Consider the following 13,296-nt stretch of genomic DNA (forward strand, 5'->3'; position numbering starts at 1 on the left):
ACCTGTAGTTACAGTCCCGACAGGACCGAAATTCAGCGTGCAGGCGGTAGATTCGTTGTATGCGCCGAGCCGTCTGCCCCGGATCCTTCGACCCCATCCACAATGGGCATCTCGAGGTCATTGCCCGTGCCGCCAGCCTCTTCGACGAGGTCATCGTCGCAATCTCCACCAATTACGCAAAGAAGTATCGATTCGAGCTCGAGGATCGGTTGGAAATTGCGAGCGAGACTCTTACCTACCTCCGAGGTGTGTCGGTGCGCCCTATGGGTGACGGACTGCTCGCAGAATTCTGCCGGGAGCAGGGCGCCAACCTGATCGTGAAGGGCCTGCGGTCAAGCGCCGATTTCGAGTATGAGATACCAATGGCCGCCATGAACCGCCAGCTGGCGGGAATTGAGACGGTGTTCATTCCGGCGGAAGCCAGTTATTCGCACCTGTCGTCAACCCTGCTGAAGGAGGTTGCAGCGCTGGGCGGTGACATTTCGTCGTTCGTACCCAAAGCAGTGCTCAAGAGGCTGAGCGAAGATCCGCGCTAACGGTCTGCGTTTCAGTACAATCAGGACTTCTGAGGGAGTCGCAGAATAGGGGAGACATGGGCAAGAGCCGCATCACGCCGGGGGACAAGTTCCCTGAAAACCTGAATCAGCTTGAGGACAGTCAGGTCGAGGTCCTCAACAGCAAGGTTCACCGTCAGATCGAGGTTGAGTATGTCGAGGAAGGTACCCCCGATCCTGAAACTGAGCACCGTCAGGAAGAGTTGAACGAGGAACTCGACGACAGGGACCTGCTCTCGGACGCTTCCACGCAGCAGGCAGATGAGAGGTCCCAAAACGACGACGACGGCGGAAGGCCGGCAGCGCCCGAGGGTTCAGCGGAGCATTCGTCCGAGAGACGCTGACCTGTCAGCGCAGATAGATACTCACCTCTGCCGACTTCACGCTGAAGTACACTTCCGCCCCGGGCAGCAGGTCCAGTTCCGCAGCTGAGGCGGTGGTGATCTCAGCGCTCAGATGACCGGCCCGTACCGTGGTGCGGGCTCCGTGCTGCTCAAGGTCGGTGATAGTCACGGGCAGCACGTTCCGCGGACTGCCCGTCGGCCGGAGCCTGTGCACTGACACAGCACGCGGACTGAAAACTGCTGCCGCTTCCTCACCGGGTGGAAAGTCCTGATCCTGCAGTGCTGCCAGCTGTATCCCTGAAGGCGTGAGCAGGCCCCCTGGTATGGTCGCGCCGGTCAGCAGATTCACACCAGCCAGCCCCGCCGCAAAGCTGCTCCGGGGTCGTTCCAGGACGGACCGCGTAGGCCCTTCCTCGACGATCCGTCCGCCGTCGATAATCACCACGCGGTCAGCGAGCAATAGGGCATCCACAATGTCGTGCGTGACGATAATTGCGCTGCGTCCCGCAAGCACCCGGCGCAGCGTCCGGCGCAGCAGCGGCGCCATCGAAATGTCGAGGGCGGCCAGCGGTTCGTCCAGCAGCAGGAGCGCGGGCTCGGCGGCCAGCGCGCGCGCTACGGCCACCCGCTGTGCCTGTCCGCCGGAAAGGTTGGCCGGCCGACGCTGGGCAAGGTCATCGGCGTCGACCTCGCGCAGCCAGCGCAGCGCTGCCTGTCTGGCGGCGCTGCGCGGGACACCGGCGCTGCGCGGCCCGAACGCAACGTTCTCCAGAACCGAGAGGTGCGGGAACAGCAGTGCATCCTGGGCGAGCAGTGCGATGCCGCGGACATGCGGCGCCAGCCAGGCGTCGTCGTCGTACAGAGTTCGTCCGTCCAGGGCAGCTGAGCCGCTGTCGGGACGAAGGAGCCCCGCGAGAACGCCGAGCAGAGTCGATTTTCCGGCTCCATTGGGACCCATTACGGCCACTGTTTCCCCCGCCGAGAGGGAAAACCGCACGTCAAAGTTCCGTGTCTCGATGCGGGCGCTGCACCGAAGACTCACTGTGTGCTGCCCTCATGAATCCGGTGGGCAACGGCGACCACCAGTACGGCAACCGCGACGAGTACAAGCGACAGTGCAACTGCGGCGTCCGGGTCCGTCTCCCTCTGCAGGTAAATTTCTAGCGGCAGCGTGCGGGTGACGCCCTGCAGGCTTCCCGCGAACGTCAGGGTTGCACCGAATTCGCCCAGGGCACGGGCGAAGGACAGAACGGCACCGGACACAATGCCCGGTCCCACGAGAGGCAGACTCACCCGCCTGAGCACCGTTGTGGGGCGTGCACCCAGCGTCGCGGCAACGGTTTCGAACCGGGTGCCCGCCGTGCGCAGTGCGCCCTCAAGACTCAGCACAAGGAACGGCAGCGCTACAAAGGTCTGCGCCAGCACGACGGCGGCGGTTGAGAAGGCGATGTCCACGCCCACCACCCGCAACGATTCGCCCAACAGACCTTGCCGCCCGAAAGTGTAGAGCAAAGCAATGCCGCCGACTACCGGAGGCAGCACCAACGGCAGGAGAACGAGCGCGCGAAGCACCCGCTGGCCCCGAAACCGGGTCCGCGCGAGAGCGAAAGCCATGGGAACCCCGAACAGAACGCACAGCACCGTACTGGTTGCGGATGTCTGCAGACTGAGAAGCAGCGCGGCGCGTGAGGAGTCCGAGCTAACCAGTTCACCGAACCGGGCCCAGTCGACCCGAAGCACGATGGCACCAAGCGGCACAACCAGAAACAAGGCTCCGACAACCGCGACCGCCAGAAGCCAACGGGGAACTCCGGAGTAGGTCCCGGTCACTGGTCAGGCTCCCCGAACCCGTAGGCGGAAAGAATCTCCTGGCCGGGCGGTGCGGTGACCAGGTCGACGAATGCCTGGGCAAGTTCCCCGCCGGAACCTGTCACGGCGATGGGGTAGGCGTTCACAGCCTGACCGGCCGCGTCGAACGGCACGCTTTCGACGGCTCCGCCGGCCGCCTGCACATCGGTCACGTACACCAGACCGGCGTCTGCCTGCCCGGAGGAGACCTTGCCTAACACGTCCGTGACTGAGCCCTCTTCGCTGACGGGTTCGATCGGGATGCCGCTGAACTTTTGTACTGCCTCAGCGGCGGCTCCGCACGGCACCTGCGGAGCGCACAGGACCGTGGAGACATCCGGGTTGCTGAGCGACTCCAGTGAGTCAATACCGAGTGGGTTTTCCGCTGCCACCGCAATGGTCAGCGTGTTGGTGGCGAAAGTTCTGGGCGTGGATGCGAGCAAGCCTTCTGCTGCAACCCGTTCCATAGTTGCAGCATCGGCTGATGCAAACACCTCGGCGGGCGCACCGGCGATGATCTGCGTTGCGAGGTCCGCGGATCCGGCAAAGTTCAGTTGCACCCTCACTTCGGGGTGATCAGCTTCGAACTCACCGGCGATGTTTTCGAAGGGAGCTTGAAGGGATGCCGCAGCGTAGACGTTGAGTGTGGCGTCCGTCGTCGGGCTAGTGCTGCCGCACGCGGTCAGGGAAAGGACGACGACACCACCCACCAGAAGGGACAGCCTGCGGCTCACCGGGAACCGCCCGGCGGACGCGCTACGGGGCCGGCCGGAACCAGGCGAATTTGAGTCACGGAGGCGAGCATATCTTGGAATATGTGACCCGATTCCGGGAACTTGCTGCAACCTGCGCAACCCGGTCAGATCTGGTTGGCGCAAACGGGCCGAACTGCACCTGCCAGGAGGCCGGCGCTCTCTTCAACGAATCGGGGTATCCACCCGAGCTCGCCCAACTCCGGGTCGGAGCCAGCCATGATGATTCGAGCGCTGGAGCACTGATCGATGTACTGATATGAGCGCACCGCATGGTAGCGCGAGGTCACCACCAAGATCGTGTCCCACCCTTTGTCAGCAGCCAGCCGGGCGATGGCGCGGGCTTCGCCCCGGGTGGTCATCGGATCGGGCCGGAAACAGATGAGGGATTCGACCTGCCGCCGGTGGCACCGTTGATCGGCATCCACGTTCCCTGGTGTGTCCGTATGTGAGAGGACAAGCACCGGCGCCCAGCCGTCCGATACCAGTTCCAGCCCTACAGGCAAGCGCTCGGAGCTCGCACCGCCAAGGACCACCACCGCATCTGCCTGCTCTGGTTCGCCCAACGGCGGATTGAAGAACAACGCGTAGGAAGACAGGAGCCATAAGATAAGCACGGCGCCCGATGCGAGGACCAGCCTGCGTCCCGCTTCCCGCTTCGCCGCTGCTTGATCTGTCACGTCATCAAGTTTAGGGGCCTTGGCGGCACGGGATCCTCTCGGTTTGGGGCAGGGCTTTGTTTCGGGCTAAGATGGTTCGTCGGTCACATGTTCTACAGGAGTTTTCATCAAAAGCGATCTCAGTTCGCCCCTGGTCTTCAGTGTCAGGGATCTCGGGCGCAGCCCGGGAACCATGCGGACAGAAGAAGAACATGTGCCTGCACCGAAGGATTTTGGTGTGGCGCTCATCGGCGTTCAGGAAGGCTCCCGTATTGAGTTGGACCTGAGGTTCGAGGCTGTACACGAGGGGATCCTGGTATCAGGAACCGTTGACGTCGAAGTATCCGGCGAATGCGGTAGATGCCTCGACCCGCTCCGCTACAACAGCAGCGTCGACGTGCAGGAACTCTTCTATTACGACGCCCCTGAAATGGCGGAGGACGAAGAGGAGGACGCGCAGCGTCTGATCGAGAACGACACGATCGATCTCGAACCGACGCTGCGGGACGCGGTAGTGACATCGCTGCCGTTCCAGCCGGTATGCCGGGAGGACTGCCAGGGTTTGTGCGCCGAATGCGGCGTGCGCCTGGAAGAGGATCCCGGACACCAGCACGAGGTCCTTGACCCCCGCTGGGCTGCCCTGACAGGGTTGGCCGGTGCGGACGCCGGCCCTGATGCAGCTGAGCCAGAAGTTAAGACAGAGTCAGACAAGAGAGAAGAGAGTTAGCCGTGGCTGTTCCCAAGCGGAAAATGTCCCGCTCGAATACGCGTGCACGCCGGTCCCAGTGGAAGGCTGTTGCTCCCAAGCTGGTGAAGACGGTTGAGAACGGCCGCGTCACTTACAGTCTTGCCCACCAGGCCAAGGTCGTTACGGATTCTGCCGGCACCGAACTGTTCCTTGAGTACAAGGGCCGCAAGGTAGCCGACGTCTAATCTGCTGGCGGCACCGGTTTCCGGTGCTTTCGGCAATGACCGCGAAAGCGTCGTCCGCGTGGAAAGTTCAGAAGATCTTTTGAAGCGTCTCGGTGTCACTATTGACGCCGAGACGCTTCGTCTTGCCCTGACGCATCGCTCATACGCCTATGAGCAGGGCGGTATCCCCACCAACGAACGCCTTGAGTTCCTTGGGGACGCCGTCCTCGGCCTTTCCGTCACGGATGCACTTTACCGGGACAATCCGGACCTCTCGGAGGGTGAGCTCGCCAAGCGGCGCTCGGCCGTCGTCAGCACGCGTGCGCTGGCGGAGATTGCCCGCAGCCTCGATCTGGGGAAGCACATCCTTCTGGGACAGGGGGAGAAGCTCACCAACGGATGGGACAAGTCCTCAATCCTTGCTGACACCATGGAAGCCATCATTGGTGCAACCTACCTCAGCAACGGAATGGAAACAGCGCGGTCCCTTGTAATGGGCATCATCGGTCCTGTACTTCAGGACGCTGCGGCGCTCGGCGCAGGAACCGACTGGAAGACGAGCATCCAGGAGATAGCCGCCGCGCAACGGATGGGCGTAATCGACTACCGGGTCACAGGGTTCGGGCCTGATCATGACCGCCGGTTCGAAGCCGTGCTGGTCATCGGCGGAGCTAGCTACGGTTCCGGAGCCGGCCGGTCCAAAAAGGAAGCGGAACAGGAGGCTGCCGCCGCCTCCTGGAAGCTTCTGCAGACTGAGGGCGGCACTGCACAGGCCGCCGCGGAGGCACAGCAGTCTACGTGATTCCGGGAGCCGTAATTGCCTGAGCTCCCCGAAGTGGAGGTGGTCCGCCGGGGTCTTGCGCGCTGGGTCCGCGGTCGCCGCATCGACGCGGTTGACGTTCTTGACCCACGATCCATCCGCCGTCATGCCCTCGGCACCGAGGACTTCATCGGCAACCTCATCGGAGCCCGCGTCAGCGACACCGTACGTCGCGGCAAGTTCCTCTGGCTGCCGCTCACCGGCGCCCCGGTAGCACTGGTAGCCCATCTCGGAATGAGCGGTCAGCTGTTGGTTGAGGATCGCGCGCAACCCGATGAGAAGCACCTGAAGGTTCGGTTGAGGCTGTCGAAGGCGGCTGGCGATGCCTCGATGCCGGACGAGCTCCGCTTCGTGGACCAGCGAATCTTCGGCGGTCTCTTCGTCACTGGCATGGTTCCCACTTCTGATGGGCTTCCCGGGGGTCTGGGGGAGAATCCCCTGCCCCTGGTTCCGGTTGAAGCAGCCCATATCGCCCGGGATCCCCTCGACCCTGCATTTTCGTTCGAGGATTTCTATCGGAAGCTGCGCGCACGGCGTACCGGCGTGAAGCGCGCGCTGCTTGACCAGACCCTCATCTCGGGCGTGGGGAACATCTATGCCGACGAGTCGTTGTGGGCGGCCAAGCTGCACTATGCCCGGGCCACTGACACGCTGCGCCGTGCCGAAGCCGTGCGGCTGGTCGACTCCTGCCGGGAAGTGATGACCCGGGCGCTCGACGCAGGCGGGACGAGCTTCGATTCCCTCTATGTGAATGTGAACGGCGCCTCAGGCTACTTTGAACGATCTCTCAATGCCTACGGCAGGGAGAGAGAGCCCTGCAGGCGATGCTCAGCCCTCGGCTTGGATTCACGAATCCGGCGGGACATCTTCATGAACCGGTCTTCCTACACCTGTCCCCGATGCCAGCCGCGGCCGCGCAGCGGACGTTGGTAAGCATCCCCTGACGTGACAAAAGTAAGTATGCTGACTAGATTCGATACCTCAGTATCCGACACGTCAGGAGTATCGCGATGAAGAACAAGTTGGTTTTTGCGGCGGGGATGGCAGCAGGCTACGTTCTGGGCGCCCGGGCCGGTCGTGCCAGTTACGAGCAGATCAAGGTCAAGGCGAACGAGCTCTGGAACAACCCGAAGGTTCAGGACAAGGTTTCGCAGGCATCGGAGACGGTCAAGGCCAAAGCGCCGGAGGTCCAGGCACAGGCTGAGCAAGCGGTAAAGAAGGCGCAGTCAGCGCTGCATCGCAACGGCGATCAGGACGCTCCGAAGAACCCTACGGACGAATACAAGATCTGATTCCGGTTGCACCCAGGAGCTCAGTCTGTCCTTCCTGTGATCGAAACGTGACATTTCAAGGAAAGGTATGTAACGTTATGGATACGCCGGGCTCAAAAGCCCGGCTTCCTTCTGGTGGATTGCCTAATCCTGCCGCCGCCGGAAGGTCCGTTCGCTACACACAGCGGCAGGAGCGGGGGAACCAGATAGCGGGCTTCTTCAGGAAGTTCTAGGGGTGAAGACGCACCGGCTCAAGCCGGCCGTCCGGGTGGCTCCCATCCGAATCCGACAGCTAACTTCGCAGGCATTGGGAGAGGCTATTTCTGTGTCCAAGAACCGTCATATCGCGCGCCACCGTGCAACACCGCCCAGCACCATGCAGGTCGTGTCCAAGGCAGTCAGCTCCCACGCTGGCACCGTTGGCCGCCCCGCAGCCGTAGTGGTCGCAGCTTCCGGAATCATGTTCGGAGCCGCCCTTCCGGCAAGTGCGGGAACCACCACCACTTCCACTGCCACCCCGGCCGCTGAGGTCAGCGTCCAGGCAACGGCTGCGCCGGTAGCACCTGCAGCGCCTGCAGCTCCGGCACCTGCCGCAGACGCTCCCGCCCACACCGTACAGTCCGGTGACACCCTCGGCTCGATCGCGGCAAACTACGGCGTCAGCCTTGACGCCGTATTCGCTGCCAACGGCCTCGGCTGGGATTCAGTTATCTACCCGGGCCAGGTCATCAGCCTGTCCGGCAGTGCTGCTGCTGCTCCGGCGCCTGCTGCCGCTCCTGTACAGCAGATCCAGGTTGCTGCCCCCGCAGCCGCACCTGCACCGCAGGTCCAGGCAGCTGCTGTCGCTCCGGCAGACACCAGCAACATGGGCATCAACCTAGCTTCCTCCACTAACATTCAGGTGGCTGACGGGGCATCGAGCGGAGCGGGTGCGACCGTTCTCGCTTCGGCTCGTGCACAGCTTGCCGCTGGCACTGTTCAAGACTGCACCCGTCTCGTCGAGATTGCGATGGCCGCAGCCGGTATGCCGGTCGGCGATCTCGGCCCTCTGCAGTTTGCTGATTACGGCACCAGGGTGAGCTCTCCGGCGCCGGGTGACCTCGTTATCAGGCCCGGACACGTTGGAATCTACGCGGGTGGCGGACAGGTCATCAGCAGTGGAATGAATGGTGCAAACCTCACCATGGAGCACCCACTAAGCGACTTGGCCGGATCGTTCTTCGTGCGTCTCTAGAGATTCATAGCGCACACCCGAAGTAATCTGAGAAGCGAAAGGGAGAACCGGGAAACCGGTTCTCCCTTTCGCTTTACCCGCCGGGTACCGGTCAGGCGCCGCCATAATGCTGTGCGAGCCGTGCAAAGCCATCGTCCAGGCTCACCCCGGGCTTCCAGTCAAGGAGTGCTCGCGTTCGCCGCTGGTCGAACCAGTGAGCCGTGGAGAGCTGCTCCGCGAGGAAGCGGGTCATCGGAGGCTCACTGTCAGCCCTGGAACGGCGCCAAAGAGTTTCTACAGCGCTGCCTGCCGTCCTGCCGAGCCAGCCGGGAACAGACTTCCGGGGCTCCGGGACGCCTCCCGCCGCGCACATGCGGGCAAGGAGTTCGCCAATGGGCCGCGGTTCCCCGTTGGTCACCACCAGCGGCACCCCGTGAACGTGTTCAAGGCGCTCAAGAGCGGCAGCGATCGCCGTCGCCGCATTGTCCACGTAGGTTGTGTCAACGAGCGCGGTGCCACCGGCAAGCAGCGGCAGCCTGCCGGACCTTGCCCGGGTGAGGACACGTTCCACCAGTTGGGTGTCACCCGGTCCCCAGACGATATGCGGACGGATGACGGCGACCGGCATCCGGCCATCGTCCGCCTCCAGCGCCAGAAGTTCCGCCTGCGCCTTGGTGCGCGCATAGGACCCGCGAGCGTGCTCAGGGTCAGCGGGTTCGGCAGCGACCCCCACCAGGGACCGCCCAACGTGTGCCACTGACGGCGAGGAGACGTGAACAAACCCTTGGACGCCCGCTCTCCGCGCTGTCTCCAGCAGCTCGGCGGTGCCGGTTACGTTGACCCGGTGGAAATCCGCCGCGTCGCCGGTGAAGGACACCTTGGCCGCGAGGTGAACGACTGCATCGATTCCCTTGACGGCACGTTGCACAGCTGCACGGTCGCTCAGCTCACCGGCCACGTCCACAGCCCCCGGCACGCCTGAGGGCCGGCGCTGAAAGGTTCGGACAGCGTTCCCGGTCTGCACAAGCAGGGAGGCCACGGCACCCCCGAGCATTCCGCTCGCTCCGGTGACAAGGACCTTCACGGCTTCTTCTTTCCGCGCCCCTCAAGAACGCTTCCGGCCCACACGGCCACTGCAGCTCGGTCAATCTTCGCGTTGTGCCGGATGTCGGTTGGAAGCGTAGAAAGCTTCAGTACAGCAGCAAGTTGGACCCCGCCTGGGCGAACAGATTCCCGGACCCGCTCAGCCAGGCTGTCCGGGGCAAGAGCCGCGCCATCGGCGTCACTGGCAGGGACGACGACGGCGACGACGGCCTGCGTGCCCGCCGGACCCACACCCACCACGGCCGCCTGGCGAATCTCTTCGAGCTGTTCGATCGCCTGTTCGGAACCCACGGGAGTCAGCACGCCGTCCGCGGAAGTGATCACATGGGCAAGCCTGCCCTCCACCCAGAGCCGGCCGTTTGCGTCGAGGTGGCCGACGTCGCCCGTGCGGTGCCAGCCCGCGGTCCGGGAGGAAGCTCGTTCGGTAATCCAAAGCCGGTAGTACCGCTCCTTGACGTGCGGAGCGCGGACGAGTATTTCACCGGTCACCCCAGGACTATCCGAAGGCTCACCGGCCGCAAGACCCGCAGCATCCAGTGCACTGATGCTGATCTCGGCACCCGGAACAGCCCTGCCCACACAGACACCGTTGCCCGCTCCCGTTACTGTTCCGGCACCAGCCTCGCGGATTTGCTCCAGCTGGATGTCGGTGACGGGCAGAGCTTCGGTCATGCCGTACGGCGTGTGCAGCGATGCTTCAGGCACCAACGGCTGCAGTTGCTCCAGGAGCTCTACGGGGATCGGCGCCCCTGCGGACAGCAGAACCCTTATCCTCCGCAGCGCCTGTTCACCGTCGGCCGTAATGCCCGAGGCGGTGGCGAGAACATTGCGCAGAGCGGCAGGAGAAGCAAAGACCGTGGTGGCGTCGATTGCTGCTGCCGCATCAGACAACGCACGTGCGGTGAGAGTCCGCGGGGCGGTGACGTCCATATCCGGGGTCACCGAGGCTGCTCCAAGAGCAGGGCCGAGCAGTGCGAACGGCGCGAAACCGGCAACCAGCGCACTGCCGGGCACCAGATCAAGCGTGGCAGCGAGAGTATCCCGCATCGCGGAAAGCTGGCGGTGGCTGTACACCACCCCTTTGGCGGGCCCGGTTGATCCCGAGGTGAAGAGGATCGCCGCGTCGGAGTCGGGATGGGGATCACCACCGGCAAAAGCGGAGTTCTCCGCAACGAGGTCTTCGAGGCGGTGGCTCACACCGAGGAAGCGCGCCCGCAGGTCCGATAGGGAGCCGACGCTGACCCGCACACCCGGCCAGCCGAATAGCCGTCCGGCAACCAACGCCCGCTCGATGCCGATGAGGAAGTCCGGCACGGTGCCGCGTACTGCCCGGCTCAGGCCGCGTGCTCCGAGCCCGGCGTCGGCCACCACAATGACGGCCCCCAGGCGCAGGCAGGCGTAGATCAGGATTGTCAGGTCGATGCCCGGCGGAACCATCAGGCTGACCCTGCTTCCGGCAGCGACGCCGATGCGGTTCAGTGCTGCGGCGAGGCTGCTTACGCGTGTGTCCAGCTCGCTCCAGGAGAGCGATCGTGCCACCACGCCGTCCTGTCCCATGTCGGCGACGGCCAGTGAATCCGCAGTGGATCCGTTGCCGAGCTCCCGGATCTGGTGCCACAGCGGTGTGAATGAGGCGGCGGAGAGCCGGTCTTGTCTGCCGTCGTCGTTGGCGGTGCGATGCTGCAGCCAATCGAAGATGGGCTCGGCGATGTTACGGTCTTCAGCGACGAGGTGGCCGGCGCCCTCGAACCGGTGCACATCCGCCTCAGGCAGGCGCTCGGCGAGGTCATCGAGATAGGTATCCGAAAAAATCGGATCGCCCGGCCCCCACAGCATGAGAACAGGCACGTCGAGGCTGCGGATCCCCTCCGCAATGCGGATCAGTTCAGCATGGCTTGGGTGCTCGGGGCCAACCGGGATGTCAGCGACGAACTGCTCGATGCCCCGTCTCCGGTTCGCGGTGCGGTAGGGCGCCCGATAAGCCGCCCGTATATCCGCGGCCAGACGCGGCCGCGCAAGAGCGAGCGTTGTGTCGAGAAAAGCGGTTGTGGTGGACGTTCCCAGCCGGTGGACAGCTCCGCTCAGCGCGAGGCGCAAGGGTGCGGGGATGGGGGAGTCCGGATTCTGATGAATTGCCGTGTTGGTGAGAACCACTGCGGCAAGGTCCGCACGATTGCGGTCCGCGAAACCGAGACTGACGACGCCGCCCCAGTCATGTCCGACGGTGACGAACGGTCCGCTGAGGCCAAGCGAGGACACAAAGTCCTCGAGGTCGCGGATGCGGTCAGTGAGCCTCCGTTTTCGACCCGTCCGCTCCGAAAATCCCATTTCCAGTTGATCGACGGCGACCACCCGCCAGCCGTGTCGGGCGCCCTCCCCGAGGAGGCTGCGCCAGAGATAGGACCAGGTGGGGTTGCCATGGACGCACAGAAGCGTGCCCCGGAGATCGCCGGTAAGGGAAGGCAGGTTGTCCAGATAATGCCACCGGTTGATCGTTCCAGCCGGATCCACGCCGGCGGTTGACGGCACGTCGAGGTAGGCCGACCACGAGGGGTCGACGCCGGGAAGTGCTACCACGCAATCTCCAGCATCGCCGTGTTGAGTCCTGAGCCGACCCCCATGCACAGCACCCGGTCGCCGGTGGTTAGGGTCTGCGCTTCCGCCGCCAACGTCATGGGCAGCGACGCGGGCCCGACATTGCCCCACAGGGGAAAGGTCTGGGGAACCCTGGCCAAGTCGAGTTTGACGGCCTCGATGATCGCTTTGGTGTGGGTGGTGCTCACCTGGTGGGTTACATAGCGGTCCATGTCCGCCCAGTCCCAGTCCTGCTGGGCCTCCGTCCAGGCATCAACCACGAGCTCCAGGCCGCCGTCCAGAAGCCCTTGCGCATCTGTATACATGCCGTCAATGCCTCCGACGCAAAGTTCGTGATGTTCCGTTCCGGCACGTGCCACCCCGCCCAGGACGCGGTGGGAGCCGGGGTGGAGGTCCGCGGGCCCGAGGATTGCGGCAGCGGCGCCGGAACCGAGAGTCAGCGTTGCAAACTCCTGCATGAAACTCTCCCGCGTAGCGCCGGGCTCATTCAGCCTGCGGAGAGTGGCTTCCTGGGTTGCCTGTGCGTCCTCGCCGTTCACGACCATCGCGTACTGAATCTGACCGGCTTCGATCATGTTCGCTGCGAGGGTCATGCCGTTGACGAATCCGAGGCAGGCGTTAGCCACATCGAAGTTCATGGCGGAGGACGGGAGGCCAAGGCCATTGTGAATCTTCACAGCGACAGATGGTTCGAGGTTGGTTCGCGAGACGGACGTGTTGATCAGCAGTCCGATCTGCGAGGCTTCGATTCCCGAGGACGCGAGGGCCTTCGCGCCCGCTTCGATGGCGCCGTCCTCGAACCCCGTCCCGGGCGCCCACCAGCGCCGCTCGGTTATTCCGGCGACGCGCTGAAGGAGACCCTTGGAGAGCCGCAGGCGCTTCAACGCCGGTGAGAGGATGCGATCGAATTCTGCTGAACTAACAATGACCGGTGCCTCAACACTTTCCACGCCCAGGAGCGCGGTGTTGTGATGTCGGAAGTTGGAATTACCGGTCAAATTTCCCGCCTTGTGTCCGTCTGTTCCCTCGCGGGGTAGTCCGCTGGTCCGCTGTTCGCTGCACCGGAACCGATAGCGCTTTGCCGGCAGTTGATGCCAATCTGAGAATGATAAGCATACTTCGGTTACTAACGATCCTGAGGAAAGCCTAGTTCCTCCAGCCGATAACGGCATCTTGGCTTTCCTGAGCCAGGGGCCGGGATGCCCGCGGAAATGCTGCTGTATC

At 63.7% G+C, this 13,296-nt stretch carries 15 protein-coding genes and 1 riboswitch; of the genes, 8 read left to right on the top strand and 7 right to left on the bottom strand.

Features of this window, described 5'->3' with window-relative positions; all coding sequences use genetic code 11:
* The first annotated feature begins 59 nt into the window (after positions 1-59).
* Positions 60-536: a pantetheine-phosphate adenylyltransferase gene (coaD, locus tag Q0877_RS02975; protein WP_299165636.1), complete on the top strand. Its 477-nt coding sequence runs from the start codon at positions 60-62 to the stop codon at positions 534-536.
* Positions 537-592: 56 nt separating this feature from the next.
* Positions 593-898: a hypothetical protein gene (locus tag Q0877_RS02980; protein WP_299165637.1), complete on the top strand. Its 306-nt coding sequence runs from the start codon at positions 593-595 to the stop codon at positions 896-898.
* Between the two features lie 4 nt (positions 899-902).
* On the opposite strand, the gene Q0877_RS02985 is transcribed toward Q0877_RS02980, so the two are convergent.
* From Q0877_RS02985 to Q0877_RS03000, 4 genes are all read right to left on the bottom strand, one after another.
* Positions 903-1,940 (bottom strand): sulfate/molybdate ABC transporter ATP-binding protein, encoded by a 1,038-nt coding sequence (locus Q0877_RS02985; RefSeq protein WP_299165638.1) that lies wholly within the window; start codon positions 1,938-1,940, stop codon positions 903-905.
* On the bottom strand, positions 1,937-2,728 hold the full coding sequence (locus tag Q0877_RS02990) for an ABC transporter permease (protein ID WP_299165639.1): 792 nt from the start codon (positions 2,726-2,728) through the stop codon (positions 1,937-1,939). Before Q0877_RS02990 ends, Q0877_RS02985 begins: the two co-directional genes overlap by 4 nt.
* Positions 2,725-3,480 carry a molybdate ABC transporter substrate-binding protein gene (gene modA / locus Q0877_RS02995; RefSeq protein WP_299165640.1) on the bottom strand — a complete coding sequence of 252 codons (756 nt, stop codon included), beginning with the start codon at positions 3,478-3,480 and terminating at the stop codon, positions 2,725-2,727. The genes Q0877_RS02990 and modA overlap by 4 nt, the downstream gene beginning before the upstream one ends.
* A 125-nt stretch (positions 3,481-3,605) precedes the next feature.
* Positions 3,606-4,178, bottom strand: a complete 573-nt coding sequence (locus Q0877_RS03000) for a YdcF family protein (RefSeq protein WP_299165641.1) — start codon at positions 4,176-4,178, stop codon at positions 3,606-3,608.
* Between the two features lie 130 nt (positions 4,179-4,308).
* Between Q0877_RS03000 and Q0877_RS03005 the strand changes: the two genes are divergently transcribed.
* The 6 genes from Q0877_RS03005 to Q0877_RS03030 all read left to right on the top strand — a co-directional run bounded on the left by Q0877_RS03005 (position 4,309) and on the right by Q0877_RS03030 (position 8,394).
* Positions 4,309-4,884, top strand: coding sequence for a DUF177 domain-containing protein (locus tag Q0877_RS03005; protein WP_299165883.1), 576 nt, complete (start codon positions 4,309-4,311; stop codon positions 4,882-4,884).
* A gap of 2 nt (positions 4,885-4,886) precedes the next feature.
* Positions 4,887-5,090 carry a 50S ribosomal protein L32 gene (gene rpmF / locus Q0877_RS03010; protein ID WP_056548281.1) on the top strand — a complete coding sequence of 68 codons (204 nt, stop codon included), beginning with the start codon at positions 4,887-4,889 and terminating at the stop codon, positions 5,088-5,090.
* Between the two features lie 58 nt (positions 5,091-5,148).
* Positions 5,149-5,871, top strand: a complete 723-nt coding sequence (rnc, locus tag Q0877_RS03015; protein ID WP_299165644.1) for a ribonuclease III — start codon at positions 5,149-5,151, stop codon at positions 5,869-5,871.
* 15 nt (positions 5,872-5,886) lie between these two features.
* Positions 5,887-6,822 carry a bifunctional DNA-formamidopyrimidine glycosylase/DNA-(apurinic or apyrimidinic site) lyase gene (gene mutM / locus Q0877_RS03020; protein WP_299165645.1) on the top strand — a complete coding sequence of 312 codons (936 nt, stop codon included), beginning with the start codon at positions 5,887-5,889 and terminating at the stop codon, positions 6,820-6,822.
* Positions 6,823-6,899: 77 nt separating this feature from the next.
* Complete coding sequence (locus tag Q0877_RS03025; protein WP_299165646.1) at positions 6,900-7,181, top strand: YtxH domain-containing protein; 282 nt, start codon at positions 6,900-6,902, stop codon at positions 7,179-7,181.
* Positions 7,182-7,291: 110 nt separating this feature from the next.
* Positions 7,292-7,481, top strand: a riboswitch (cyclic di-AMP (ydaO/yuaA leader).
* Positions 7,482-7,485: 4 nt separating this feature from the next.
* Positions 7,486-8,394, top strand: a complete 909-nt coding sequence (locus tag Q0877_RS03030; RefSeq protein ID WP_299165647.1) for a LysM peptidoglycan-binding domain-containing protein — start codon at positions 7,486-7,488, stop codon at positions 8,392-8,394.
* Positions 8,395-8,485: 91 nt separating this feature from the next.
* Here Q0877_RS03030 and Q0877_RS03035 read toward each other — a convergent pair whose 3' ends face one another.
* Genes Q0877_RS03035 through Q0877_RS03045 form a run of 3 tightly spaced genes read right to left on the bottom strand, consistent with a single transcriptional unit; the run spans position 8,486 to position 13,070 of the window.
* Positions 8,486-9,457 (bottom strand): NAD(P)-dependent oxidoreductase, encoded by a 972-nt coding sequence (locus Q0877_RS03035; RefSeq protein WP_299165649.1) that lies wholly within the window; start codon positions 9,455-9,457, stop codon positions 8,486-8,488.
* Entirely contained in the window at positions 9,454-12,054 is a 2,601-nt protein-coding gene (locus Q0877_RS03040) for an alpha/beta fold hydrolase (RefSeq protein ID WP_299165650.1), read from the bottom strand. Before Q0877_RS03040 ends, Q0877_RS03035 begins: the two co-directional genes overlap by 4 nt.
* Entirely contained in the window at positions 12,048-13,070 is a 1,023-nt protein-coding gene (locus tag Q0877_RS03045) for a 3-oxoacyl-ACP synthase III (protein ID WP_299165651.1), read from the bottom strand. Before Q0877_RS03045 ends, Q0877_RS03040 begins: the two co-directional genes overlap by 7 nt.
* Positions 13,071-13,296: the final 226 nt, after the last annotated feature.

The sequence above is a fragment of the uncultured Arthrobacter sp. genome, from assembly GCF_947495145.1.
Taxonomy (GTDB): Bacteria; Actinomycetota; Actinomycetes; order Actinomycetales; family Micrococcaceae; genus Arthrobacter_D.

Coding starts and splice junctions, on each gene's coding strand:
- Q0877_RS03025 (WP_299165646.1), top strand. CDS start 6,900: ATGAAGAACAAGTTGGTTTTTGCGGCGGGGATGGCAGCAGGCTACGTT.
- Q0877_RS02980 (WP_299165637.1), top strand. CDS start 593: ATGGGCAAGAGCCGCATCACGCCGGGGGACAAGTTCCCTGAAAACCTG.
- coaD (WP_299165636.1), top strand. CDS start 60: ATGCGCCGAGCCGTCTGCCCCGGATCCTTCGACCCCATCCACAATGGG.